Origin of the sequence: Sphaerisporangium sp. NBC_01403 (assembly GCF_045040145.1) — a bacterium.
In the GTDB taxonomy this organism is placed as follows: domain Bacteria; phylum Actinomycetota; class Actinomycetes; order Streptosporangiales; family Streptosporangiaceae; genus Sphaerisporangium; species Sphaerisporangium viridialbum.
In genome coordinates, this window is sequence record NZ_CP109534.1 from 2,297,754 (window position 1) to 2,320,273 (window position 22,520).

Consider the following 22,520-nt stretch of genomic DNA (forward strand, 5'->3'; position numbering starts at 1 on the left):
CTCTCCTTGCGTACTCGGCCGAGTTCTCCGCCCCTGGTGACGGATCAGCACCCCGTGGACCGAATCGAGGTATTACCCACGAGATTTTTCATGGGTCAACCTCGAGAAGTCAATGCCGAGGAAAATTCACAAGGCCTTCATGGTGATATCGGAGAGTATAAATATGATCTATGGCACCACATGCATGATTGTTCCTATTTCGCTATTTATAGGAAAAGGCGAGGTATTTCATGCGGGCCGCGTCACGGATGCGCCCCTGCCCCAGTCCGAGGAGATGGCCGACGGGCTCGGACGGCGGTTGGCCGTGGCCGGGGCGCGGACCCGGCGGCGCTCTGTCGGTGTTGAATACGAACTGGCCGCAGAGGGCGAGGACCGGGGCCGCCTGGTCGCAGTCACCGACGACGCACGCAGCCATCTCGTCCACCAGGTCGTTCACCTCCGCCTTGTCCCACGCGGCGCCGTCCCACCCACCTGCCCGATCCGAAGACCTCACGCGCCTGGGCGTACTTCCAGCCCTTGCGGTGCCCAAGCGCCCGCAGGTGCGCGGCGAACCCCTCGGGGCCGCCGCTGTCTTCGGGAGGGCAGGCCCGGCCACCCGCAGGGCACCGCGGGTAGGTGGTGTTCTTGGCCGCCGCGATCTCCGCGCCGCCCGGCTCCAGAACCTGACCGTGCCGGCGGCCCGCTGATGGCGGTCGTTGAAAACGGCTCTGACCGGGCGTGCGCCTTGGTCACTGAACTACCGTGTCCGGGTATGAACACTGGAGGCTGGTTGGCAGACACCCGGACGTCCTACGACACCGTCGCCACCAGCTATGCGGACCAGGTGCGCGACCTCCTGGATCAAACGCCCTACGAGCGTGCCGTCCTGGCGCTGTTCGCCGACCTGGTGCAGACCACCGGCGGGGGGCCAGTTGCGGACGTGGGATGCGGGTCAGGGAGGATTACGGCCTACCTGCGTGAACTGGGCGTGGACACGTTCGGGATCGACTTGTCGCCCGCGATGATCGAGGTAGCTCGGCGTGATCACCCCAGCCTACGGTTCGAGGTCGGTTCCATGACGGGCCTCGACCTCGCCGACGCTTCGATGGCTGGCCTGGTCGCCTGGTACTCGCTGATCCACGTCCCCGACGACGAGATCGGCTCGGTCTTCACGCACTTCCGGCGAGTGTTGCGGCCCGGTGGCCCACTGCTGCTCAGCTTCCACGTCGGTGATGAGTCGCGGCTGAAGACGCAGGGCTACGGTGGTCACCCGATGAAGGTCTACATCCATCGCCGCCAGCCTGGCCAAGTGGCCGCCTGGCTCAACGATGCCGGCTTCACGGTCGAGGCACAGATGACTCTCAGCTCAGCTGAGAGCACGCTCGGGGGAATTCTCTTCGCGCGCCGGCAGCCTGATACCCAGGCGTAGCTCGACTTGCGGCGTCAGGCTACGAGCAAGATCATTCACGCAAGTGCGGTCAGAGCCAATTTCGAGGAGCTCATCACCGCCGCCAGGGTCGCGGTTCAGCAACGATCGGGCCCTGCTGACAGGGCCACGGGCAGCCTTCCTGAGCTGCATCATGGACGCTTTCCTCATCGCATCGCCCCAGGCCAACGACGCACGCCGCTTCGGAGCTCAAGATAACCTTCGTTTATTGAAGATCTGCAGCTCTGGGAGTCTGACGGTCTCCGTGGTTCGGCCGGCGGCGGATTCGACCGGGGGGGCGGAGCGGTGGGTGCGGCCACCGCCTGGCGCGCCGCGCTGGCCGGGCGGCAGTCGAGAGGAAACCTATTTCCAGCGCCTCTCGGGCTGTTAGCCTGCGCGCATGTCAGACCTGGGGCCCATCGCCTGGCCGCCTGAGCCGATCAAGACCGAGAGACTACTCGTGCTCCGTGAGCCCGAGGCCCGGGACCGTGCGGCGTTCATCGAGCTGCTGGCGTCGCCAGAGGTGCACACCTACCTCGGCGGCCCCCGCCCGCGTGACGAGCTTGAGCGCGAGATGCCCGGGGTGCCCGAGCGGTGGCCCGGGAGTTTCGTCGTTGATCTCGACGGGGCGATGATCGGTCAGATCCTGCTCAGGAGAGCAACGGAGCACCGTCGCCCGGCTGCCGCGGGGAAGGCCGATCTCGGTTACCTGTTCCTGCCGCGAGCGTGGGGATTCGGGTACGCCGCCGAGGCGTGCGCGGCGGCACTCGACTGGTTCGACGGCGTCCTTCCCGGCGAGCCGGTGATGCTCACCACCCAGACCGCCAACGTCGGCTCGATGCGCCTCGCGGCAAAGCTGGGGTTCACCGAGGTAGAGCGGTTCCAGGCCTGGGACGCCGAGCAGTGGCTCGGCCTGCGGTCCCCGGTCACGCCGTCCGCTTGAGCCCAAGGTCGCCAGGTCGGGTAGCCCGAGGGTGAGACTTCCTCGGGCTACTCGACCTCGCGCGCGTGCACCCACAGAATGTCCAGGTGGTCGGTGCGGAGCCGGCGCAGCGACGCCCCTACCGCCTGTCGGAGGTTCTTGCGGTGGTTGCCGGCCGCGTTCACATCGCCCGCCCGGGTTCTGAAGGATGGTCTCCGAACTGCCGGCGGTATAGGTGTCGCGGTGTCGATGAAGTTGCCGCCTGCGTCCGCGTAGGCGGTCGAGGATCTGCCGCTGGCCTTGGTGTCGAGGCCCCAGCTCTCAGTCGCTGTCGTCAATATCCGCAGGCTCGTCCGGATCCCGGAAGGGGGGCAGTCCCTGACCGGGGCCGCTGGCGGTGATATTGAACTGGTAGCGGCCGAGGAAGTTGATGTGTCGGTCCGGATTTTGGCGCTAGGAACGCGATCTTGACGACGATTCAGTGACGGCGGGCATTTGCCCTGGTTGAGGGCTATTGGACGGACGTCCTTCTCACGTCCCGGCGAGGGCGGCCCGCAGTTCGTCGGTCACCGCGTCCAGGCAGCAGCCGAAACTCGCATGTCCCTCGGCCTCGATCCAGTGCCGGAAGGCGTTCTGGAAGGCCACCGTGGCCAGTTGCGCGACCAGTTCGGCCGTCCCGGCGTTCACCTGACGCCGCATCAGAGCATCGCGGATCGCCTCGGTGATCGCTGCCGTCTTGGTCCGTTCACGTTCCTGCAGCTCCGGGCTGGCGTCGATCACCGCCCGGCGCTCCGCCGCGCCGTCCACCTGCTCGACGAGTTGGGCACCGACTCGCGCCAGCGCGTCGAGGGCAGCAGCGAGCGGAGCCGCGTCCGGGTCTGCCGTCAGGACCGCCTCCGCCAGCGCCGGGGGCAGGCGCTCCGAGCCGGCGAACAGGACCTCGCGCTTGTCCGGAAAGTAGCGGAAGTAGGAGCGCCGGGTGAGGCCGGCCCGCTCGGCGATATGGGTCACCGTCACGTTGTCGTAGCCGCGCTCCAGGCACAGCTCCAGGGCCGCCCGCTTCAGGCGCTCCTCGGCACCCGGATCCCACCTCGCCATACGCCGACGGTAACAGGTGATGTCCCGCTGTGCCATCAGTGCTAGCCTGCAATCACGACACACTGTGTCATCACTGGGGGCACCCGTCCCCGGTGCGGCCCGGAGCAGGCAGGGTGACGTTCGCATGACCGAGACCAGCGAGACCGGCGGGACGACCGGCGAGAGCAGGACGAACGACGAGGTATGGATAGTCGGGGCCACCGGTCGTATCGGCCGAGGCGTGACCGCGCGACTGGCCGCGCGGGGACTGAAGGTCGTGCCGGTAGGCCGCAGCCGGGAACGGATGCTCGCCGCCGGGGCCGAAGCCGGTCTGCCCGGGGACGCGAAGGTGGTCGTTGCCGACTCGGCTGAGCGGATCGCGGACGAGATCGTCCGGAAGCGCCCGCGGGTGGTGGTGAACACGATGGGCGCCTTCGCCGCCACGGCACCGGTGATCGCCCGTGCCTGCATGCCCGGCGGCCACTACGTCGACCAGGCCAACGACGTGGTCGCCGTGGAGGGGCTGCTCGCCCTGCACGACGAAGCGGTGCGGGCGGGCAGCACCCTGGTCACCGGCGCCGGATTCGGCGTGCTGGCGACGGAGGCGGTGGTGGCGAAGCTGTGCGAAGGGTGGCCCACGCCGCACCGGGTGCGGGTCGACGCCGTGGCCTCGGTGGCCGTCGAGGCGGGCGCGCTCGGTGCCGCCTTGGCGGCCAGCATCGTGGACGTGCTCACCACCGGCGGACGGCGGTACGAGAACGGGCGGCTGATGACATCGCGCCTCGGCGCGGATCCGCAGCAACTCACCTTCCCGGACGGGGAGTCAGCGAAGTCGGCAGGTGTCTCGTCCGGCGAGCTCGTCGCGGCGCATGCGGTGAGCGGAGCACCGTTCGTCACCGCCACTTCCGCTCTCGCGCCCACCGCTCCGCTGATACGTGCCCTGCTCCCGCTGCTCGGCCGCCTGTTGTCCGTTCCGGCGCTGCGACGCCTCGCCGTCGACCGGCTCGGCCGGGTCCCGGTGAAAGCCGCGCCCCGTCCGCGCAAGCACTCCTGGGGGCACGCCGTCGTCGAGTGGGGGGACGGCACCCGGCACGAGGGATGGCTCCGCGCCGACGATGGCATGGACTTTACAGCCGACGTCACCGCCACCGTCACCGAACTGCTGGCCCGTGGCATCGGCAGGCCCGGGGCCTGGACACCGGCAGCCGCCCTCGGGGCGGACCTGGCGACGGCCGCAGGCGGCACCTTCGTACTGGACTGAGGAGCGCCGATGCCTGGCCTTCGTCAAGACGAGCACCGGTCCTGGAGACCTCGTTGAGGACGCGCAGGGCGCACGCGAGTGCAAGCGCCGCAGCCGGAGAGCCATCCTGCCCGAAGTCGGCGGTGTCGGCGGCGCTGATCCAGCGTCCGTACTGTTCAGCGGGCATGACGGGACTCCGATGCCGGCCGGTCGGTGGTGCTGGCCGACGTACGGGGATGAGGCGCCGTGGGCAGGGCCCGCTGCCGGTCCTCCACCAGCTCGACTGGGCACACCCCGCGGCCAGCCACGCGGTCAGCTGTTCCTCGTCCTCCAGGGTCGACGGCCGGAACCCCAGGGCCTCGCGGATCTGCTTCCGGTGACGCTTCGCACCCGGCAGGTCGTACTTCGTAAGCTCTGTCGCCGGCACCTTCACTAGACCGGCAACGTACTCCACAGCGGGCTGCGGGAACTCCTCGATGAACTCCGGGAACCGGGCTCCTGGAAGGGCTGATCGTCCTCAACGACCTGTTCCAGCAAGGCATCGGCGTCAAGGTCCTGGAAGGCATCGCGGCCGGCGAGCACACCGAACGGTCCCTGATCCTCGACATCGCGCTCGCCCTGGCCGAGGACCGGCGCCGCGACATCATCCGCAAGACCAAGAACGGTCTGGACGCCGCCCGCGCACGCGGCCGGGTCGGCGGCCGCCGACCCGTTGTCGACGACGACAAACGCGCCGCGATCCTCGACCGCCGCAAGCGCGGCGAATCCATCCGCACCATCGCCGCCGGAGTGAAAGTCTCCGTCGGCGTCGTCCACAAGACCCTCGCACAAGCCCAGCTCGCCGCCGCAGAGGGCAACCCCCGCTGAGCAGCCCGACCGCCCTGGAGAACGTCGTGCCGGTGCCCCAGATCCCGACCGGCGACCCGCGCGTACTGGCTGTGTCGCACACCGATCGCTGGCGGGGCGCCCCGTCGCGCTCGCTTCATCGGGCGAGGCGCTGGAGTTGCCCTTCGTGCACGTCGCTCACCCACTCCCAGCCAGGCTTGGCCGATGGGCCGACCCGTGGGTCGGCGGGGACTTGGCCGTTCCGCAACGCGAGTACGTACGCCCGATCCTGGTCGATCCGTGCCTGTACCTGGTCGGATCCGCCGACGGAACCGTGGCCCGGGACGACGACATCGACGTCGCTCGCCACGCCCTCGAGCAGCCGCAGCGCGGTGAGGTAGTCCTCGATCGGGTCCGCGGTGTCGTTCAAGTCGAGCATCGGAATCAGGACGTCAGAAAGCATGTCGCCGGCGACGAGAACCCCGCGTTCCTCGATCAACAGCGCCGCGTGGCCCGGGGCATGCGCTTGATGCTCGATGATCCGGACTTGAGGGCCATCCCAAGGAATCTGCGCAGTTTCGGCGGGCAGGCCGGTAATGAGGCCGAGTAGGTCCAGCGGTACCTGCCCGGCGATTTCCGTTTCGAGCAGGTGGGCGGCGATGCGAGCCTTCGCTCCTGCGTCCGACAGCTGATCTCGGACAGCGGCCGCGCAGCGCGCCGTGCCGTAACGGGGCGTCTCGCCGAGCCGGGCGTGCCAGAGCAGGTGATCCCAATCCGGATGCGTAGAAAACCCTGCCACAACGGGCTGACCCAACTCGTGAAGGTCGCTCGCGAGGCAGTCGATCTCGGAGCCGGTCACCCCGGGGTCGATGAGCAACACACCGGCCCGGCCCTGCACCACAACGGCGTTGCTCTGCACGAACTCGCTCTCGTGGACCAGCACACCCTCCGCGACCTGCCTCAGCACGAGTTCGCCTCCTTTGCATCCAGGATGGCGTAGTGATGCATCGTGACACCCTGCTCGAACGATCGCTGCTCGAGCAGGTCGAGCTCGATCGGCACGTCGTAGTCGTCGAACAGCGGCCTGCCGAAGCCGAGGATCGCGGGATGGGTGAAGAGCAGCAGCTCGTCGAGAAGCCCCGCCCGGAGCAGCTGCGTCGCGAGCGCCGCGCCGCCCACACTGATGCTGCCGTCGGTCCCGGCCCGCAGGGCGGCGAGTTGCTCGATCGCGTCGTCTCCGCCGATGATCCGGGTGTTGTGATCGGCGCTGCGGCGGGTGCGGGAGACAAGCACCTTGGGCTTGGCGGTCCAGATCTCGCCGTACTCACGCATGACATCCGGCAGCGACGCGTCCTCGTGCGCCCGTGGCCAGTACTCCTCCATGACCTCGTAGTAGACCCGGCCCTGGACCATGAGCGCGAGCGCCTGCGTCAGCGCGTTGCACTCGCGGTGCAGTTCCTCGTCGATGCGCAGCCACTCGCCAGCACCGTTGTCCCCAGGAACTTGCTCGATCCGCAGGTCGAGGGACACCTGCATCGAATAGACGAAGCGGCCCATCAGCTCCTCTTCCCAAGAGTGATTGTATTCTGCAACTACTATAGGTAGGGCGAAATACCTGTCAAGGAGGAATCGTGGAACCACGGTCCGGGTGTCCGATCAATGCCGCCGTCGAGGTGCTCGGAGATCGCTGGTCGTTGCTCGTGCTTCGTGACGTCATCTTCGGCGACCGCCGCTACTTTCGGGCGCTGCTCACCGGGTCGATCGAGGGCATCGCTTCGAACATCCTCGCCGACCGCCTCGTGCGGCTCGTTGACGCAGGGATCCTCACCCGCGGCACCGCCGCGCGGGGGCAGCGCGCTCGCTACAGTCTCACTGAAGCCGGTATCCAGACTCTTCCGATCATCTACGCCCTCGGCAACTGGAGCCTCGACTGGCGCCCGGGCAGCGACGAGCTCCGGAGCCGGCAGCAGCTCATGCGCGATGAGGGTCCGGCGTTCATCGAGGAGCTCATGGACGAGCTTCGCGTCCGCCACCTCGGCGCCCCTCCGAAGCCGCACGACGGTCCAGGCCCGTTCGAGCGCCTCGACGCCGCCTACGCCGCGGCCGCCGAGCAAGAACACGTCGATTAACGGTGACGGAACGGCCCCCGCCCTGACCTTCTTGGGCTCCGGTAGCTTGCCGTCACCGCGCACAAGACGTCGCCGCCATGGGACAGACACACTGCCTGCCCGACGTCGGATGACTCCGCAACGCCCCGGAGCCGTTTTGAACTCGGACCTTGCCGGATCCCCTGGTTGCTGACGAGGTGGTGCCAAGACGCGGTGGCGTACGGCTGTCTTACGCGCATCTTGCTGCAGTTCGGCCGCCCGCCAACTATGTCGTTCAATGTCCCCGACTCCGGCATCGGTCAGCTCCTGGTCAGCCGGTCCCGGATGTGCGCGGCCTGGGCCAGGGCCTGCTCGGCGCGGGCGCGGGCCCGGTGCGCGGCCTGCCGGCACGGGGCCCCGCAGTACCGGGCCGGGCGTCCGGTACGGGCCTGGGCGATCGGCGCCGAGCAGACCGGCGTCCTTCTCCCGAACCAGTCCCCAGCCGCCAAGTAGCGGAGCGTGACGGCCGACTCGACGTAACGTCCGAAGGCAACCACCGCCAGGGCCTCGCACTGGCGGCCCGAACCGGTCGCCGACCTGTGACGGCGTTCCTCGTGTGTACCGTGTCGGCGCGTTATCCGCGCCGGGGACCGGCGCCCGGCGCGCCCGGACCGGAACCCGTCCGCTGGCCGCGCCGCGTGTACGCCCTGTGACCTGCGGCGCTCTCCCTACCTTGGGGCTGAGGCCAGCTTCGGGAGTAGGACGCCCGTGCGAGCTCAGCGCGGAGTGGTGTCGCCGCACCGGCACCCCTACCAGCGAGGCCGGTGTCCCGCAAACGTTCGATTCTTCGACACCCACCGCACCACCACCACCCCCGGCGGACGGCTCGTCTTCCACGTCTTCGCCGCCCTCGCCGAGTTCATCCGCGAACTCATCATCGAGGACACCAACGAGGGCCTGGCCGCCGCCCGCGCCCGCGGCCAGCAACTCGGCCGGCCCCCCGCGATGACCGCCGAACAGATCCGGCACGCCCGCGCCCTGCTCACCCAGCCCGACGCGACCATCGTCTCCATCGCCCGCCTGTTCGGCGTCAGCCGCTCCACCATCTACAAGTACATCCCCGAGCTCAAGACCGGCAGCGACCACCAAGCCATCGAGGTCCCCACCGCGCGCCCAGAACTCCAGCTGGCCCCGGCCGAGGACCCGATCAAGTAAGTGGCGGCTCCCCGGAGCTAGTTCCAGGCCGACCCGGGGCGACGTCCATACTTCGCATCCCGTCGCGCGAACCCGAGTCCGGAACTAGCTCCAGGGGTGGAGTCGGACTCGGGCGCTACCTTCCCGGGTTGAGCGGAAGGTCGTGCCGGCGACCGAGGCCGCGGCCGGTCGTGGCCGACATCGTGAAAGGTATGAAACGAGCTCTCCTTCTGGCGTTCGCGCTGGTCCTGCCGCTTACCTCCTGTGGCGCCCCGACGGCCGTACAGGCGCAGCGCCTGATGATCCCCTCACCGACGGGGCCGCATCCCGTGGGAACCGTGTCCGTACACCTGGTCGACCAGTCGCGCCAGAACCCCTGGACCAAGGCGGGCGGCAAGCGTGAGCTGATGGTCAGCCTGTGGTATCCGGCGAAGGATGTGCGGAACCACAAGGTCGCTCCTTGGCTGCCCAAGGCGGCCGCCGACCGGTACCTGGAGGACAACGGGCTGGAGCAGGGTTCCGTTCTGCTGGACACGACCGACGGTCACGAGGGCGCCCCCATCGACCAGGGCCTCGGCAGGTTGCCGGTGATCCTTTACTCCCCCGGCGCCAACGCCTCACGCGCGTACGGCACCGGCGTCGTGGAGGAACTGGCCAGCCGAGGCTACGTGGTGGTCACCATCGACCACACCTACGACGCGGCGGTGGTCGAGTTCCCCGATGGCAGGGTGGAGACCGGGCCCGAGGTGACCGACTTCGCCAAAGCGGTCGAGGTCCGGGTGGCGGACGTGCGGTTCGTCCTGGACCAGCTGCCCACGCTGGACAGGGCACACGTCTTCGATCTTCAGCGGATCGGCATGTTCGGCCACTCGCTCGGCGGTGCGGCGACCTCCTCGGCGATGTACGCCGACAAACGCATCAGGGCCGGGCTGGGCCTGGACGGCGCCGTGTTCGGCAAGGTGGCGCAGTCGGGGCTCGACCGGCCCTACCTGGTGGTCGACACCGATGGAAAGGGCGGGATGTCGACCAATCCGGCGTTGCGCACGTTCTGGGACGGCCTGCGCGGCTGGCGGCTCAACCTCACACTCAAGGGGGCGGCCCACAACTCCTTCGGCGACGATGTCCTCCTGATCCCGATGGCGGCCAAACTGCTGGGCCTCAGCAAGGCCGAGGTGGAGGAGGTCGTCGGCACGATCCCGGCCGAGCGGGCGCTGGCCTTCCAGAAAGCGTACCCGCTGGCCTTCTTCGACCTGCACCTGCGCGAGCAGAAGGAGCCGCTGCTGGACGGGCCGTCACCCGCCTTCCCCGAGGTCGGCTACCGGCGCTGAACCGGCCGTGACCACTCCGCTCTCATAGGCGGCGATGACCAGCTGGGCCCGGTCGTGGACGTCGAGCTTGGCCAGCAGGCTGCGGATGTGCGTCTTGACGGTGGCCAGGCCGAGGCCGAGCCGCTCGGCGATCCGCGGGTTGGTCAGCCCCCTGGCCACCAGCACGAGCACCTCCCGCTCCCGGGCGGAGACCTGGGCGAGCCTGGCCGCCAACGCCCCGGGGACACCGGCCGGCTCGCGCTTGGCGAACTCCTCGATGAGCCGCATGGTGATGGAGGGAGCCAGCAGGGCTTGGCCATCCGCCACCACCCGCAACGCCGCCAGCAGGTCGCCCGGCCTGGTGTCCTTCAGCAGGAATCCGCTGGCGCCCGCGCGCAACGCGGCGTAGACGTACTCGTCGAGGTCGAAGGTGGTGAGCATCACCACCTTGACCGCGGCGGTGGCCGGGTCGGTCCTTATCAGCTCGGTGGCCTTGATCCCGTCGAGGTCGGGCATCCGTACGTCCATGAGCACGAGGTCGGGGCGGAGGCGGTCGGCGAGCTCCACCGCCTCCCGTCCGGTAGCCGCCTCGCCCACGGCCGCCAGGTCGGGCGCCGAGTCGATGAGCATGCGCAGCCCGGCCCGCAGGAGCGCCTGGTCGTCGGCGACCAGCACCGTGGACACGCTCACCGCTCGCCTTTCCAGGGCAACCGAGCACGCACGGCGAAGCCGCCCCCGGGCTCCGGGCCCGCTGAGAAGGTTCCGCCGTACATGGTCACCCGCTCTCTCATTCCGGCCAAGCCCTGACCGTCGCTCCAGCCGGGCGCCTCCCCCCTACCGTTGTCGATCACCTCGACCACGAGTTCCCGTCGGCCGTACGTGCTGACGGCGACGCGGCAGCGCGTGGGGCCCGCGTGCTTGATCACGTTGGTGAGCGACTCCTGAACCAGGCGGTAGACAACGAAGGCGAGCCCGTCGGTGATGGTCAGGCCAGGCTCGACGTACAGGTCCACGTCCACCTCGGCCGAGACTGCTCCGGCGACGAGCCCGGGTAGCGCGGCCAGCCCGTAGGACGTCTCGCGGTCGGCCGGGTCGTCGCGGAGCAGGCCGAGCAGCCGCCGTAGTTCGACCTGTGCGTTCCTGCTGGTGTCCTCGATGAGCGTGAGCGCTTCACGCGCCTCGGCCGGGTGGGTGTCGGCGACATGGTTGGCGATGCCGGCGCGCATGGAGATCAGGCTCATGCTGTGCGCGACGACGTCGTGCACCTCGCGAGCCATCCGCAGCCGCTCCGCCGTGGCCGCGGCCTGGGCGGACTGGACGACCGCACGCGCCGCGTGCGCGCGCTGCTCCCGGACCGCGACACCGACGGTCCAGGCGAGACCGAGCACCAACCAGGCGAAACCGCACGCCGACAGCGCCGAGGCCCACGAGGCCGAAGCGACGGCCTGACCCGCCGAGGTGAGCGTCAGGGCGGCTGACAACGCGACCGCCGCGGGCCGCCGCGGTTCGAGGAGAGCGACGGCGTACAAGGCCACCCCCAGCGCCGGGTACGCCTCCGCCCACCCGGTGAGCGGCGCGACCGCCGTCGCCGCCAGGACCACCAGGAACACCGGCACCGGCCACAGCCGCCGCACCGCGAGCGGCAGGCAGGCGACGGCGATCAGCGGGATCGTGGCGTACCGCGCCGGCAGCCAGGCCGCCGCGCCGAAGGCGGTGGCGAGCACGACGGCGGCGACCGCGTCGACGGCCACCCAGTGGCCTGGCCGGAGCCTGCGCACGATCAAGGGACGCCGCTCGACCATGGGCTCAACATTAGCCCCGCTGGTCATCACCCATCTCCGCCCCAGGAATGAGGCCATGGACCGGTCTTCGAGCAGCAATGCCCGCCAGGAGAGGACTTCCGTGATCTCTTCGCGTAGCGTTTCGGCGTCTGCCTTGGTGCCGTGCACCATCAAGCACCAGGCGCTGTAGCGATCGGGGAGATGTATGGCTTCTCGGCCTTCGCCTCAGGAGGGGGCAGGGGCCGCGAGCATCCCGGCGGCCATGACGCGCAGCGACGCGGCCAGCCGCGGCGCCTCTCCGCGCTCCAGAAGCCGCAGGACCGGTTCGCTTTGAAGGCTGCCCAGCAGGATGTGCGCCAGCAGCTCTCCGTCCAGGTCGGGGCGCCGCGCGGCGATCAGTGCGCTGGTGTGGCCGTGCCAGAACCGGTAGACGGGGTGGTCGTCCCGCGAGTTCGGAACGTGGTCACCGCCTTCGCCCCGGTGCTCGCCGTGCTCCTTCCACTCCGGCCTGGGCGCCGCCGTGGCGGCGTGGCCGAGCGCCGCGAGGAGCCCCTTGTTGCGGCCGACGACGTCGACGATCGCGTCCAGAAAGGCCGTCAGCCGCTCCTCGGGCGGGGCGCCGGGCCCCAGTGGCGGAGGTCCGCTCGCCACGGTCTCCTCCAGGGCGTAGGCCCGCTCCTGCATCAGTGCGACCATCAGCCCCATCCGGCTGCCGAAACGATGGAACACCGTGCCCTTACCGACCCCGGCCGCGGCGGCGACCTGTTCCATGGAGATCTGCTCGGGCCGGTGCCGGGCGAGAAGGTCCTCGGTCGCCCGCAGGATGGCGCGACGGTTGCGTGCCGCGTCAGCGCGTTCGCGACGCTCCTCGATCATCGGCTCCTCTTTCCGTGGACAACTGGACCGCCGGTCAAGTACGCTCCAATCGAACTTGACCGCAGGTCCACTTTATCCTCAATGAGGAGAGGACGGCATGCGCCGAATCCGTTATCACGCCTATGGCGGCCCCGAGGTGCTCACCATGGAAGAGACAGAGATCCCCCGCCCGGGCCCCGGCCAGGTGCGCATCCGCGCCGAGGCGATCGGCGCCAACTTCGTCGACGTGAAGTTCCGCCAGGGGCCGGAGACCGGCGGGATCTACCGGCGCGACCTGCCCGCCGTGCTCACCGGCGACGTGGTCGGCACGGTCGACGCGGTGGGACCCGGCGTCGACCCCGGCCTCACCGGCCGGCGGGTCGCCGCGCTGGCCGAGGACGCCTTCGCCGACCACGTCCTCGCCGACGCCGAATGGCTCGCGCCCGTGCCAGAGGGAATCGACGACGCCACCGCGAGCATGCTGCCGATGGGCGCCCCCGTGGCGCTGGGCACGTTGCGCGCCGCCCGGCTGTCGCCCGGCGAGACCGTGCTCATTCACGCCGCTGCGGGAGGCATCGGCCACCTGGCCGTACAACTCGCCAAGATCTCCGGCGCCGGCACCGTGATCGCCACAGCAGGCTCCCCCGCCAAGCTGGACTTCACCCGCACGCTCGGCGCCGACGCGGCCGTCGACTACTCCGCGGAGGACTGGCCCGAACGAGTGCGCAAAGCCGCGCCAGGAGGAGTCGACGTCGTCCTGGACTCCGTCGGCGGCCGTATCCTGGCGCGCAGCCTCGACCTCCTGGCACCGTTCGGCCGGGCCGTCGTCTACGGAGCAGCCAGCGGCGGGGCAACCGACATCCCGCTGACCAGCCTTTTCGCAATGAGATCGGTAGCGGGGTTCTCACTGCTCGCCTGGCGCGCCGCCGCACCGAAGCAAGCACGCGAGGACATGGACCAGGTCACACAGCACGCGGTCGAGGGGAGACTACGGGCCAGGCTGCACGCCCGGCTGCCGCTCGACAAGGCGGCCGAAGCGCATCGGATCATGGAAAGCCGCTCCCAACTCGGCCGCGTCCTCCTCGTGCCCTGAGTCCACCAAGAACCCCCGACTCAATCATCGACGCGTACCAAGCCGGAGCCATGCGGGGTGCGACGGCCGGGCCATTCGCTTACGGCCCGGGGGCGGCGCTGCCGCTCCACCTTCGGCAGCAGCCGCTCGATCCGCTCCCACAACTCGTCCGGCACGATCCACGGCGGCTGTTTACCCTTACGCGTAGATCTAAGTTCGGCAGCCTGCCCGGGTACGGGCAGAGATCATTTTGTTGGGACCTCTTAGGCTTCGCGCATGCCGCGCTTCGAGGTCGTTACGCATGTCATCGCGTCGCCGGGTAGGGTTTTCGATCTCTCGCTGGATGTGGGGCTCCATACCGCCTCGATGGCGGGATCGTCGGAGAAGGTTGTCGGTGGAGTGACCGCCGGTCGCTTGGAACTCGGCGAGAGCGTCACCTGGCAGGCACGGCACTTCGGCTTCCGGTGGCGGATGACATGCGCGATCAGCGCTTACGACCGGCCGGGGTTTTTCGTCGACGAGCAGCTGTCCGGCCCTTTCAAGCATTGGCACCACGCTCACCAGTTCCAGTCGGATGGCCATGGCGGCACGGTGATGCGCGACGTCATCGACTTCGCCGCACCGCTTGGCCCTCTCGGGACCATCGCTGAAGTCCTGGCCCTCCGCCGCTACCTGCCCGGGCTGATCCGAGCCCGGAACCAGCACGTCAAACAGGTTGCCGAAACCGCTCCCACGGCCGAGTCATGATCCGCCACGTTACTTCCGTTGGCTGAAGGTCACTACCGCAAGATCACGCTGCCTCCCCCCGGAGCTCGGCTTCCAGGCAAGCCGCGCGACCTTCTACCGCGAGCCGGCCCGTCGCCTGCCGTCACCACCCGACCGCCCTCAATCCCACCTCCAGGAGGACTCTCCGCACGACCCGCAGCTGGGATGTCCCGTCCCGGCGTCCGCTGCCTTCGGCGCCATTGACGCGCACCGCCCCGTCCGAGCCACCACCGCCTGCCGCCGATGCGCCGCCCGCCGCGGCGTCCACCAACCCGTCCCCGTCCACCTGCCCACCCACCAGAAGGTCTGCACCCGTCACGGCATCTGGCTCAGCGACGCCGATCAGCCTCACCTCGACTTGGCCGCCTGCCCAGAGCATGGGCACCCCCGAGGAGCTTGCCGGTGTCGCCTGGCACATCAGCACAAAAAGCGCCAATGGCGGTGGAGAGTGTGTCGAAGCCGGGCCGCTGGCCGACGGCACCGTCGCCGTACGCCACAGCCACCACCCCGACCGCGAGGTCATCCTCTACACCCGCGGCGAATGGCAAGCCTTCATCGCGGGCGTCAAAGCCGGCGAATTCGACTTCTCCACAGGCTGACGGCGGAGGCCAGTTGCCGGGGCTCAGGCCAGAAGGGAGGCGACGTGTCTTCCGGCGGCGGCTGAGGCCAGGAACCCAGCCAGGTCCTCCGACAGGCCGCGCCCCATCGTCGACAGCTTGACCGGGCTGTTCCTCAGCATCTCCTCCAGCCCGTCCACCGGCACGCCGACCAGCTCGTGGCGTGCGGCGAGCTCGGCGGCCTGGGCGCTGACGCGTTCGCCGAACGGGCCCGGCAGCTCCGGCACCACCACCTGTGCGGGGGCCAGCGCCACGCGGCCGTAGGCGGTGAGGGAGTGGTGGGAGACGCCGATGTGGCGCTCGCGCAGGTCGCCCTCGCTGACCCGCAGCGCTCCGACCGGCCGCCCGCCCAGCACCGCCGCCGCGTTGAGCGCCTCGCCCGCCGACACCCCGGAGAAGCCCCACCGGGTGCCGGTGCCGAGGTTGCCGGGGCCCTGCGTGACGATCGCGACGTCGGCCGCAAGGACGTGCCTGGCCGCCAGCAGCCCCGTGTGGACGGTCACCGCCTCGACGTCGCCCCCGAAGGACTGCCCGGTCGTGACGACCCCGCACAGCCAGCCGATCTCCCGCAGCTTCGCGGCCGACATCGAGAACCAGCCCGGCAGCGCGCCCCCGTCGAGCATCACGTAGGCGACCCGGAGCGTCGCGGGGGAGCGCGAGCCGTACAGGCCGCACAGGATCGCGGGAAGGGCCGAGTGCAGGTCGGCGACGATCACCGGCATGCCGTCCACGGAGTCCGCGTCGCGCAGCGTCTCGTGGAAGGGGGAGTCCTGCTCGTCGGCGCCCAGCACGGTCGCCTGCAGGGGCGTGTATCGTGCCTTGACCAGGTGGCCGGGTCCTTCGGGATCTTCGGGCAAACGGTCCGGCACGGCCACTACCATGGCGTAACCTCCCGTACCGAGGCCCATGGCGAGTGCGGTCGTGTTCAGCAGCACCGTGTCGCCGGGTTGGGGGCGGCCCACCAGCGGGGGGTAGGCCAGCGCCCGGCACCGCCCCTCGGGCAGCGTCACGTCCAGTTCCATCGCGCCCGGCCACTCGCGCCGGACCGAAAGCACCTCGCCCTTGCGCCATCTGATCACGCGGCAAGGGTAGCGTCACCTGAGAAGGGAGGCCTGATGTCCCGGCGCAAGACCGAGCGGCTGCTGAATCTCGTCATCTGCCTGCTCGCCACACGACGCCCGCTCAGCGCGGAGCAGATCCGCCACGCCGTGCCCGGCTACGACGCCGGCAACGACGAGGCCTTCCAGCGCATGTTCGAGCGCGACAAGACCGAGCTCCGCGAGATCGGCATCCCCGTCCAGGTGCACAAGGACCCCTGGGAGGACGAGCCCGGCTACCGCATCATGCGCCAGGCCTACGAGCTGCCCGAGATCACGCTGGAGGCCGACGAGGCCGCCGTGCTCGGCCTGGCCGCCCAGGTGTGGCAGCGGGCCAACCTCGCCGAGGCGGCGAGCGGCGCGCTGCTCAAGCTGCGCGCCGCCGGGGTGCAGACCGACGAGTCCGCCGCCGGGCCGCTGGAGCTCCGGGTGGACACCCGCGACCCCGCCTTCCCTGGCCTGTGGGAGGCGGTACGCGACCGCAGGGTCGTCCGGTTCGACTACCGCGCCGCCGGCAGCGAGGTGCTGCTGACCCGCACGGTGGAGCCGTGGGGCGTGGTCAGCCGCCGTGGCCGCTGGTACGTCGTCGGCCACGACCGCGAGCGCGACGCGCCCCGGGTCTTCCGCCTCAGCCGGATCAGCGGGCCCGTCGTGCCCGTCGGCCGTCCCGGGGCGGTCACCGTGCCCGAGGGGGTCGACATCCGCTCGATGGTCGGCCACCGCGACAGCCTGGTCCCCGAGCGGGCCGCGACCGTCCGCGTCCGCGAGGGCACCTGCCAGTGGCTCCGCCAGGTCGGCGCCGTGCGGCCGGGCGAGGACGGCTGGGACCTCGTCACGCTCGACTTCGCCGACCCCGAGTGGCTCGCCGGGTCGATCGTCGGGTTCGCGGCCGACGCCGAGGTGCTGGACCCGCCCGACGTCCGCGACGCGGTCATCCGCCGACTGAAGGGAGCGCTGGCGTGAGCACCGCCGACCGGTTGCCCCGGCTCCTCGCCCTGGTGCCCTACCTCATGTCCCATCCCGGGGCGCAGGTGCCCGAGGTGGCCAAGCTGTTCGGGCTCACAGAGAAGCAGCTCGTCGACGACCTGCAGCTGGTGTGGATGTGCGGCCTGCCCGGCCACACCCCGGGCGACCTCATCGACGTCTCCTGGGACGGCGGCGAGATCCTCATCGACAACGCCGAGACCATCGCGCGACCGCTCCGCCTCGGCGTCGACGAGGCGAGCGCGCTGCTGGTCGCGCTGCGCATGCTCGCCGAGCTTCCCGAGTTCGAGCAGGGCGACGTGCTGGCCCGGGTGATCGCCAAGCTGGAGGGCGCCGCGGGCGAGGGCGCGGCGGCGGTCAGCAGCCAGGTGGCCTTCGAGCTGGACGCCGCGCCCGACGCCATGGCCACCGTCAGAGCCGCGTTGCGCGCCGGGCGCCGCCTGTCCCTGCGCTACTACGTCCCAGGGCGCGACGAGATCACCCCCCGCGAGGTCGACCCCACCCGGCTGGTGATGGCGGACGGCCGCTCCTACCTTGAGGGCTGGTGCTACCGCGCGGACGGCATGCGGCTGTTCCGGCTCGACCGCATGGTCGGCGTCGACATGCTCGACGTGGCCGCCGACCCGCCGGCGGGGGCCGAGCCGATCGACGTCACCGACGGGGTCTTCCGCCCCTCGCCCACCGACGAGCTGGTGGAGCTGGAGCTGACCCCCTCCGGCCGCTGGGTCGCCGAGTACTACCCGTGCGAGGAGGTCACCGAGCTGGGGGAGGGCCGCCTGCGGGTGACCCTCCGCGCCCGCGACCAGGGCTGGCTCGTACGGCTTGCGCTGCGCCTGGGCGACGCCGGGCGGGTGATCTCGCCGGTGTCCCTGATCGACCGGGTGCGCGAGGAGGCCTCGGCGGCGCTCGCCCGTTACGAGTCCGTCTCCTGACCCGGGGGCGGCCTCCCGGGGGGATGTCATCACATCGTGCCTTCGCTAGAGTTCCAGGTCATGATCTGGATCTACGTGGCGGTGGGCGTGGGCGTCGCGGGGCTGGTGCCACTGGTGGTGCTGGGGGCCCGGGTGCTGGTGGGCATGCGTGGACTGGCACGTGAAATCGAGCGGGCCACCACCCGTCTCGCGCCCGTCCAAGGTCGTTTCAAGGCGGCTCAGCGCGGCGATCGGCGCATCGGCCCGGTGGGAGGGGTGAATGAAGTGGTGGCGGCAGCGTACGATCGAGCTTGAGATTGCACGTCGCTCGGCGTAAGGATGTGTCATGCCATCACTTGGTCCCATGGAATGGATCCTCATTCTGCTGGTCCTGGTCCTGCTCTTCGGTGCCAAGAAGCTTCCGGACACCGCTAAGGCGCTGGGCCAGTCGCTGCGGCTCTTCAAGAAGGAGACCACCAAGCTCCACGAAGAGGACGAGGTCAGGGCCGCCCAGTCCACGACCACGACCGCTACCGCCCAGCCCGCGGCGGCCCCGCAGCAGTCCCTCCCGCCCGTGACGCCCTCGGTCGAAGACCGGCTGCGCGCCCTTGAGGAGGAGAACGCCAAGCTGCGCAACGCCCAGGCGGCCGCGCCGAAGGACCAGGGCTCCGTCTGACGCGAGCCCGCTGACCTGACCGCCCCCCTTAGACCAGGACTAGATCGGGACGTCCGATGGCACTGCTGAAACGGTCAAGCCCGGCCGGCGACGGCCCGGTCGCATCCGACGTGGACGGGCGCATGTCGCTCATGGATCACCTCCGTGAGCTGCGGAACCGCCTGATCAAGGCCATCCTCGGCCTGACAGTAGGCACGGTGGTCGGTTTCGTGTTCTTCGACCGGCTCTGGGTCTTCATGACCGGGCCCTACTGCCGGCTGCCCGACGCCCACAAGCTCAAGCCCGGTGAGTGCACCCTCGTAGTGCAGGGGGTGTTCGAGGGCTTCATGGTGAACCTCCAGGTCGCCCTCATGTTCGGCGCGGTGGTCTCCGCACCGATCTGGCTCTACCAGATCTGGGCGTTCGTCACCCCGGGCCTCTACCGCAACGAGCGGCGTTACTCGCTGTCGTTCCTCGCGATCTCGGTCCCGCTCTTCGCCGCGGGTGCCGCGCTGGCCTACTTCACGATGGACAAGGGCCTCGCGTTGCTGCTGGGCTTCGCCCCCGGGAACGTGATCCCGCTCATCAGCATGGACCAGTACGTCGGGTTCATGATGGCGATGCTCGTGATCTTCGGGCTGTCGTTCGAGATCCCGCTGCTGCTGGTCTTCCTCAACCTGGTCAACGTCCTGCCGTTCCGGCTGGTCAGCAAGCACCAGCGCATGGTCATCTTCCTGATGTTCGTGTTCGCGGCCGTGGCCACGCCGAGCCAGGATCCGATCACCATGCTGGCGCTGGCGCTGCCGATGGTCGGCATGTTCCTGATCGCGGAGGTCATCATGTACTTCCACGATCGCAAGAAGGACGAGCTGGACGCGCAGCGCGAGAGGGAGATCGAGGAGGAGCTGGACGGCCCCGCCGCCCGCGCTCCCGAGTAGTTCCAGCGCTTTACCCCGGATGGCGGGGTGTGTCCGGATAGGTTCCGACATCGCCGCCGCCTTCGGCAGGCTCGGCGCCTGACAGACGTGGGCGCTCCCGAAGTGGGACGTCGCCGCGGGCGACCTCGGTCCGCTGATGGATCGAGGCCGCCCGCCGCCTGATGGTTTCACTTGTCCTTGCAGTTGCCCTTACCGGGTTTCGGGCATCCGGCGCCCGAGTCGGCCTTGACGACCATGAACTTGGCCGTGCTCACGTTGGAGGTGTTCCCGGCCTTGTCGGTGGCCCGGTAGCTCACGTTCGTGCCCGGCTGGTCGACCGCCAGCGGCTTGGTGTAGACCGCGAACGGCTGCCCGTCGAGTGAGTACTCCACCTTGTCGACTCCGGACTCGGTGTCGGCAAGCCGGGCGGCGGCGACGTCCGCCGCATCACCCTCTACGCCGAGCAGTTGCCGGACGGTCAGCTGGGCTACGGCCTGGAGCCCGGCAAGGCGACGATCCCCGGACCTCTCATCGAGATGGTGGAAGGCGAGACCCTTGAGATCGAGATGGTCAACAATCTGGACGTGACCGCCAGCCTGCATGTGCACGGGGTGGACTACGAAACGACCAGCGACGGTACGAGGATGAACGACAGCGTGGTGGAACCAGGAGGCCGGCGCACCTACACCGCACCGGCCTGCTGGAAGGCCCTCAGGACGTGAGCCGGATCATCGACACCAAGATCACGGGGCCGGCCGAGTCGTTCGGCTTCCAGGTGATCGCGGGCGAGCGCGTCGGCCCCGGGGCGTGGATGTACCACTGCCACGTCCAGAGTCACTCCGACATGGGGATGGCCGGGGTCTTCATGGTGGCCGACGCGAACGGGAACATGCCGGATCACCCGATGGGCACGCCGGGCGGCTCGATGGGCATGCACCACTGACGCAATCTCTCCGCGGCATGCGGCGCTTTACCACTGGATTAGCGGGGTGTGTCCGGATAGGTTCCGGCTGTGGCTGGTGAGCTGGTAGTCCTCGTGAACCCCGCGGCCCGTGGCGGCCGCACCCTGCGACTGCTCGACCCGGTCGTGCGCCGCCTGCGGGCCGGTGACCGCCCGGTGTCGGTCATCGTGGGAACCTCCGCCCAGGACTCCCTCGAACGCGCGTGCACGGCCGTCGCCGAGGAGCCCGGGGCCCTGGTCGCCTTCGGCGGCGACGGGCTCGTGCACCTCGCGGTACAGGCGGTCGCCGGCACCGACGTCCCGCTCGGGATCATCCCGGCGGGCACCGGCAACGACGTCGCCGCCGCCCTCGGCATCCCGAGGCGCGACCTGCTCGCCGCCGCGGACATCGTGGCGGCGGGCAGGACCCGGGTGGTGGACGCCGCCCGCATCGGCGAGGACGAGTGGTTCGCAGGGGTGGTGGCCTGCGGTTTCGACTCCAGGGTCAACGAGCGGGCCAACGAGATGACCGGTCCGCCCGGAACGGCGAAGTACCTTCTCGCCATGGTGCGCGAGCTGCGCTCCTTCGTCCCCGTCCCCTTCACGATCACCGTGGACGGCGAGGTGGTCGAGCAGGAGGCCATGATGGTGGCCGTGGGCAACACCGATTCCTACGGCGGGGGCATGCGCGTCTGCCCGGGCGCCGTGCCGGACGACGGACTGCTCGACGTGCTGGTGGTCGGCAGGATCCCCAAGGGCGCCTTCCTGCGGACCTTCCCCCGCGTCTACCGGGGCACGCACCTCGGCCACCCCGCCGTGACCGTGCGCCGCGCCCGTACGGTCACGCTGGAGGCTCCCGGCATCGTGGCCTACGCCGACGGCGAGCGCATCGCCCCTCTTCCCCTGACCCTCACCGTCCACCCCGGCGCCCTGCGCGTCCTAGCCCCGGTCTGAGCCGGGGGGCGCCCGCATCCACGATCGGGTGCCGAAGGATCCGCACGAGGCGGCGGCGACCGAGGCCGCGAAGCCGAGCGCGCCGGCGAAGGCGTCCTCGGTCAGATCGGTCACCACCGGGGGCAGCGCGAACGTGAGCGCGCCGTGGAACACGTCTCCGGCGCCGAGGGTGTCCACCGGGTCGACGGCGGGCACCGGAAGCGGACGCGCCTCGCCCGGCCCCTGCCACAGGACCGGGCCCGGGCCCCGGGTCACCGCGGCCCAGCGCACTCCCGACGCACGCAGGAAGGCGAGCGTCGCCTCAGGTGTCTCCGCGCCGGGTGGACGGAAGTCCGCGGACACGACGGCGACGTCGATGTGCGGCAGCAGCTCGGCCGTGCCCGGCTTCCAGCTTCCGCCGTCCAGGACCGTGAGACGGCCGAGATCGCGGGCGAGGCGGGCCGCGGCCCTGGCCACCCTCGGATGGTGGCCGTCGACGTGCACCGCCCGGCTCCCCGAGATCAGCTCGGAGAGGCCCGGAGGCGGTCCGAGGTCATGGCGGGCGGCGTTGACGGACACCACCGCGCGGTCTCCCGTGCCCCTGGTCACCATGATCGTCGACATGGCGGGGGCGTCACGGGCGCCGGGGGTGAGATCGACGAGCCGTACGGCGTGTTCCGCGAGGTCGGCGGTGATCACCTCGGCCAGCGGATGCGCGCCGACGGCGCTGAGCAGCGTCGCGGATCCGCCCAGGAAGGAGAACGTGACCGCCGCGTTGGTCGCGGGCCCGCCCGCGGAGATCGCCTGGCCGAGGGCGGTGACCTTCTCGTCCGGGGACGGCATGCGCTCGACCGACTGGACGAGATCCAAGGTCGTCAGCCCGGCGAAGAGCACGCTAGCCGCCATGCTCACCGGCGTCCCCGCGTGGGACCGCGG

The 22,520-nt window shown here is 70.1% G+C and carries 32 protein-coding genes; 19 read left to right on the plus strand and 13 right to left on the minus strand.

All coding sequences use genetic code 11. The features are described 5' to 3' along the window. Positions 1–202 precede the first annotated feature (202 nt). Both OG589_RS10040 and OG589_RS10045 read right to left on the minus strand, forming a co-directional pair. Complete coding sequence (locus OG589_RS10040; protein WP_405148133.1) at positions 203–436, minus strand: hypothetical protein; 234 nt, start codon at positions 434–436, stop codon at positions 203–205. Further along, complete coding sequence (locus OG589_RS10045) at positions 393–659, minus strand: IS1096 element passenger TnpR family protein (RefSeq protein WP_405151999.1); 267 nt, start codon at positions 657–659, stop codon at positions 393–395. The genes OG589_RS10040 and OG589_RS10045 overlap by 44 nt, the downstream gene beginning before the upstream one ends. Positions 660–751: 92 nt before the next feature. Here OG589_RS10045 and OG589_RS10050 point away from each other — a divergent pair, with 92 nt between their 5' ends. Beyond that, complete coding sequence (locus tag OG589_RS10050; RefSeq protein WP_405148135.1) at positions 752–1,408, plus strand: class I SAM-dependent DNA methyltransferase; 657 nt, start codon at positions 752–754, stop codon at positions 1,406–1,408. Positions 1,409–1,805: 397 nt separating this feature from the next. Then, complete coding sequence (locus OG589_RS10055; RefSeq protein WP_405148136.1) at positions 1,806–2,348, plus strand: GNAT family N-acetyltransferase; 543 nt, start codon at positions 1,806–1,808, stop codon at positions 2,346–2,348. Positions 2,349–2,395: 47 nt separating this feature from the next. Here OG589_RS10055 and OG589_RS10060 read toward each other — a convergent pair whose 3' ends face one another. Then, complete coding sequence (locus tag OG589_RS10060; RefSeq protein WP_405148137.1) at positions 2,396–2,665, minus strand: hypothetical protein; 270 nt, start codon at positions 2,663–2,665, stop codon at positions 2,396–2,398. Between the two features lie 193 nt (positions 2,666–2,858). Beyond that, positions 2,859–3,425 carry a TetR/AcrR family transcriptional regulator gene (locus OG589_RS10065; RefSeq protein WP_405148138.1) on the minus strand — a complete coding sequence of 189 codons (567 nt, stop codon included), beginning with the start codon at positions 3,423–3,425 and terminating at the stop codon, positions 2,859–2,861. A gap of 124 nt (positions 3,426–3,549) precedes the next feature. On the opposite strand from OG589_RS10065, the gene OG589_RS10070 reads away from it, so the two are divergent. Then, positions 3,550–4,665, plus strand: coding sequence for a saccharopine dehydrogenase NADP-binding domain-containing protein (locus OG589_RS10070; protein ID WP_405148139.1), 1,116 nt, complete (start codon positions 3,550–3,552; stop codon positions 4,663–4,665). Here the strand turns inward: OG589_RS10070 and OG589_RS10075 are convergent. Beyond that, a complete protein-coding gene (locus OG589_RS10075; protein WP_405148140.1) occupies positions 4,556–5,098 on the minus strand; it encodes a hypothetical protein in 543 nt (180 codons plus the stop codon). The genes OG589_RS10070 and OG589_RS10075 overlap by 110 nt on opposite strands. Before the next feature lie 110 nt (positions 5,099–5,208). On the opposite strand from OG589_RS10075, the gene OG589_RS10080 reads away from it, so the two are divergent. Continuing rightward, on the plus strand, positions 5,209–5,511 hold the full coding sequence (locus OG589_RS10080; protein WP_405152000.1) for a hypothetical protein: 303 nt from the start codon (positions 5,209–5,211) through the stop codon (positions 5,509–5,511). Between the two features lie 115 nt (positions 5,512–5,626). Here OG589_RS10080 and OG589_RS10085 read toward each other — a convergent pair whose 3' ends face one another. Continuing rightward, the gene (locus OG589_RS10085) at positions 5,627–6,436 is read right to left on the minus strand and encodes an MBL fold metallo-hydrolase (protein WP_405148142.1); all 810 of its coding nucleotides are present in this window, start codon (positions 6,434–6,436) and stop codon (positions 5,627–5,629) included. Further along, complete coding sequence (locus OG589_RS10090) at positions 6,430–7,026, minus strand: dihydrofolate reductase family protein (protein ID WP_405148144.1); 597 nt, start codon at positions 7,024–7,026, stop codon at positions 6,430–6,432. Before OG589_RS10090 ends, OG589_RS10085 begins: the two co-directional genes overlap by 7 nt. Positions 7,027–7,100: 74 nt before the next feature. Here OG589_RS10090 and OG589_RS10095 point away from each other — a divergent pair, with 74 nt between their 5' ends. The 4 genes from OG589_RS10095 (at position 7,101) to OG589_RS10110 (ending at position 10,078) form a co-directional block, all read left to right on the plus strand. Then, positions 7,101–7,598 (plus strand): winged helix-turn-helix transcriptional regulator, encoded by a 498-nt coding sequence (locus tag OG589_RS10095; protein ID WP_405148146.1) that lies wholly within the window; start codon positions 7,101–7,103, stop codon positions 7,596–7,598. 246 nt (positions 7,599–7,844) lie between these two features. Further along, positions 7,845–8,069 carry a hypothetical protein gene (locus tag OG589_RS10100; protein WP_405148148.1) on the plus strand — a complete coding sequence of 75 codons (225 nt, stop codon included), beginning with the start codon at positions 7,845–7,847 and terminating at the stop codon, positions 8,067–8,069. 255 nt (positions 8,070–8,324) lie between these two features. Further along, the gene (locus tag OG589_RS10105; protein ID WP_405148150.1) at positions 8,325–8,771 is read left to right on the plus strand and encodes a helix-turn-helix domain-containing protein; all 447 of its coding nucleotides are present in this window, start codon (positions 8,325–8,327) and stop codon (positions 8,769–8,771) included. Between the two features lie 191 nt (positions 8,772–8,962). Further along, positions 8,963–10,078, plus strand: a complete 1,116-nt coding sequence (locus tag OG589_RS10110) for an alpha/beta hydrolase family protein (protein WP_405148152.1) — start codon at positions 8,963–8,965, stop codon at positions 10,076–10,078. Here the strand turns inward: OG589_RS10110 and OG589_RS10115 are convergent. The 3 genes from OG589_RS10115 to OG589_RS10125 form a co-directional block, all read right to left on the minus strand. Continuing rightward, the gene (locus OG589_RS10115) at positions 10,043–10,741 is read right to left on the minus strand and encodes a response regulator (RefSeq protein ID WP_405152001.1); all 699 of its coding nucleotides are present in this window, start codon (positions 10,739–10,741) and stop codon (positions 10,043–10,045) included. The genes OG589_RS10110 and OG589_RS10115 overlap by 36 nt on opposite strands. Before the next feature lie 2 nt (positions 10,742–10,743). Next, complete coding sequence (locus OG589_RS10120; RefSeq protein ID WP_405148154.1) at positions 10,744–11,859, minus strand: sensor histidine kinase; 1,116 nt, start codon at positions 11,857–11,859, stop codon at positions 10,744–10,746. A gap of 204 nt (positions 11,860–12,063) precedes the next feature. Further along, a complete protein-coding gene (locus OG589_RS10125) occupies positions 12,064–12,714 on the minus strand; it encodes a TetR/AcrR family transcriptional regulator (RefSeq protein ID WP_405148156.1) in 651 nt (216 codons plus the stop codon). Positions 12,715–12,811: 97 nt separating this feature from the next. Here OG589_RS10125 and OG589_RS10130 point away from each other — a divergent pair, with 97 nt between their 5' ends. From OG589_RS10130 to OG589_RS10140, 3 genes are all read left to right on the plus strand, one after another. Further along, complete coding sequence (locus OG589_RS10130; RefSeq protein ID WP_405148157.1) at positions 12,812–13,786, plus strand: zinc-binding alcohol dehydrogenase family protein; 975 nt, start codon at positions 12,812–12,814, stop codon at positions 13,784–13,786. 255 nt (positions 13,787–14,041) lie between these two features. Beyond that, positions 14,042–14,512, plus strand: coding sequence for an SRPBCC family protein (locus OG589_RS10135; protein ID WP_405148159.1), 471 nt, complete (start codon positions 14,042–14,044; stop codon positions 14,510–14,512). A 395-nt stretch (positions 14,513–14,907) separates the two neighbouring features. Then, positions 14,908–15,129: a DUF397 domain-containing protein gene (locus tag OG589_RS10140; RefSeq protein ID WP_405148161.1), complete on the plus strand. Its 222-nt coding sequence runs from the start codon at positions 14,908–14,910 to the stop codon at positions 15,127–15,129. 23 nt (positions 15,130–15,152) lie between these two features. Here OG589_RS10140 and OG589_RS10145 read toward each other — a convergent pair whose 3' ends face one another. Beyond that, a complete protein-coding gene (locus OG589_RS10145) occupies positions 15,153–16,226 on the minus strand; it encodes a DUF3866 family protein (RefSeq protein ID WP_405148162.1) in 1,074 nt (357 codons plus the stop codon). Positions 16,227–16,262: 36 nt separating this feature from the next. On the opposite strand from OG589_RS10145, the gene OG589_RS10150 reads away from it, so the two are divergent. The 5 genes from OG589_RS10150 to tatC are packed head-to-tail and all read left to right on the plus strand — an operon-like array spanning position 16,263 to position 19,732. After that, entirely contained in the window at positions 16,263–17,207 is a 945-nt protein-coding gene (locus OG589_RS10150) for a helix-turn-helix transcriptional regulator (RefSeq protein WP_405148164.1), read from the plus strand. After that, positions 17,204–18,160, plus strand: a complete 957-nt coding sequence (locus OG589_RS10155; RefSeq protein WP_405148166.1) for a helix-turn-helix transcriptional regulator — start codon at positions 17,204–17,206, stop codon at positions 18,158–18,160. Before OG589_RS10150 ends, OG589_RS10155 begins: the two co-directional genes overlap by 4 nt. Positions 18,161–18,220: 60 nt before the next feature. Then, positions 18,221–18,454, plus strand: a complete 234-nt coding sequence (locus tag OG589_RS10160; RefSeq protein WP_405148168.1) for a hypothetical protein — start codon at positions 18,221–18,223, stop codon at positions 18,452–18,454. Between the two features lie 31 nt (positions 18,455–18,485). Continuing rightward, positions 18,486–18,815, plus strand: coding sequence for a Sec-independent protein translocase subunit TatA (gene tatA, locus OG589_RS10165; RefSeq protein ID WP_405148169.1), 330 nt, complete (start codon positions 18,486–18,488; stop codon positions 18,813–18,815). 56 nt (positions 18,816–18,871) lie between these two features. Continuing rightward, the gene (gene tatC / locus OG589_RS10170) at positions 18,872–19,732 is read left to right on the plus strand and encodes a twin-arginine translocase subunit TatC (protein WP_405148170.1); all 861 of its coding nucleotides are present in this window, start codon (positions 18,872–18,874) and stop codon (positions 19,730–19,732) included. A 167-nt stretch (positions 19,733–19,899) separates the two neighbouring features. Here the strand turns inward: tatC and OG589_RS10175 are convergent, their stop codons facing one another. Continuing rightward, entirely contained in the window at positions 19,900–20,289 is a 390-nt protein-coding gene (locus tag OG589_RS10175; protein ID WP_405152002.1) for an OmpL47-type beta-barrel domain-containing protein, read from the minus strand. On the opposite strand from OG589_RS10175, the gene OG589_RS10180 reads away from it, so the two are divergent. The 3 genes from OG589_RS10180 (at position 20,179) to OG589_RS10190 (ending at position 21,605) form a co-directional block, all read left to right on the plus strand. Then, entirely contained in the window at positions 20,179–20,433 is a 255-nt protein-coding gene (locus OG589_RS10180; protein WP_405148171.1) for a multicopper oxidase domain-containing protein, read from the plus strand. The genes OG589_RS10175 and OG589_RS10180 overlap by 111 nt on opposite strands. Then, positions 20,430–20,654 (plus strand): multicopper oxidase domain-containing protein, encoded by a 225-nt coding sequence (locus OG589_RS10185; RefSeq protein ID WP_405148172.1) that lies wholly within the window; start codon positions 20,430–20,432, stop codon positions 20,652–20,654. The genes OG589_RS10180 and OG589_RS10185 overlap by 4 nt, the downstream gene beginning before the upstream one ends. Positions 20,655–20,723: 69 nt before the next feature. Beyond that, a complete protein-coding gene (locus tag OG589_RS10190; protein WP_405148174.1) occupies positions 20,724–21,605 on the plus strand; it encodes a YegS/Rv2252/BmrU family lipid kinase in 882 nt (293 codons plus the stop codon). Here OG589_RS10190 and OG589_RS10195 read toward each other — a convergent pair. Then, entirely contained in the window at positions 21,591–22,490 is a 900-nt protein-coding gene (locus OG589_RS10195; protein ID WP_405152003.1) for a PfkB family carbohydrate kinase, read from the minus strand. The genes OG589_RS10190 and OG589_RS10195 overlap by 15 nt on opposite strands. Positions 22,491–22,520 lie beyond the last annotated feature (30 nt).

What these genes read in the sequence shown, in the direction of transcription:
- tatC (WP_405148170.1), top strand. Translation starts at nt 18,872, where the DNA reads ATGGCACTGCTGAAACGGTCAAGCCCGGCCGGCGACGGCCCGGTCGCA.
- OG589_RS10150 (WP_405148164.1), top strand. Translation starts at nt 16,263, where the DNA reads ATGTCCCGGCGCAAGACCGAGCGGCTGCTGAATCTCGTCATCTGCCTG.
- OG589_RS10070 (WP_405148139.1), top strand. Translation starts at nt 3,550, where the DNA reads ATGACCGAGACCAGCGAGACCGGCGGGACGACCGGCGAGAGCAGGACG.
- OG589_RS10135 (WP_405148159.1), top strand. Translation starts at nt 14,042, where the DNA reads ATGCCGCGCTTCGAGGTCGTTACGCATGTCATCGCGTCGCCGGGTAGG.
- OG589_RS10160 (WP_405148168.1), top strand. Translation starts at nt 18,221, where the DNA reads ATGATCTGGATCTACGTGGCGGTGGGCGTGGGCGTCGCGGGGCTGGTG.
- OG589_RS10055 (WP_405148136.1), top strand. Translation starts at nt 1,806, where the DNA reads ATGTCAGACCTGGGGCCCATCGCCTGGCCGCCTGAGCCGATCAAGACC.
- tatA (WP_405148169.1), top strand. Translation starts at nt 18,486, where the DNA reads ATGCCATCACTTGGTCCCATGGAATGGATCCTCATTCTGCTGGTCCTG.
- OG589_RS10140 (WP_405148161.1), top strand. Translation starts at nt 14,908, where the DNA reads ATGGGCACCCCCGAGGAGCTTGCCGGTGTCGCCTGGCACATCAGCACA.
- OG589_RS10120 (WP_405148154.1), bottom strand. Translation starts at nt 11,859, where the DNA reads ATGGTCGAGCGGCGTCCCTTGATCGTGCGCAGGCTCCGGCCAGGCCAC.
- OG589_RS10050 (WP_405148135.1), top strand. Translation starts at nt 752, where the DNA reads ATGAACACTGGAGGCTGGTTGGCAGACACCCGGACGTCCTACGACACC.
- OG589_RS10065 (WP_405148138.1), bottom strand. Translation starts at nt 3,425, where the DNA reads ATGGCGAGGTGGGATCCGGGTGCCGAGGAGCGCCTGAAGCGGGCGGCC.
- OG589_RS10130 (WP_405148157.1), top strand. Translation starts at nt 12,812, where the DNA reads ATGCGCCGAATCCGTTATCACGCCTATGGCGGCCCCGAGGTGCTCACC.
- OG589_RS10090 (WP_405148144.1), bottom strand. Translation starts at nt 7,026, where the DNA reads ATGGGCCGCTTCGTCTATTCGATGCAGGTGTCCCTCGACCTGCGGATC.
- OG589_RS10110 (WP_405148152.1), top strand. Translation starts at nt 8,963, where the DNA reads ATGAAACGAGCTCTCCTTCTGGCGTTCGCGCTGGTCCTGCCGCTTACC.
- OG589_RS10195 (WP_405152003.1), bottom strand. Translation starts at nt 22,490, where the DNA reads ATGGCGGCTAGCGTGCTCTTCGCCGGGCTGACGACCTTGGATCTCGTC.
- OG589_RS10125 (WP_405148156.1), bottom strand. Translation starts at nt 12,714, where the DNA reads ATGATCGAGGAGCGTCGCGAACGCGCTGACGCGGCACGCAACCGTCGC.
- OG589_RS10100 (WP_405148148.1), top strand. Translation starts at nt 7,845, where the DNA reads ATGTCGTTCAATGTCCCCGACTCCGGCATCGGTCAGCTCCTGGTCAGC.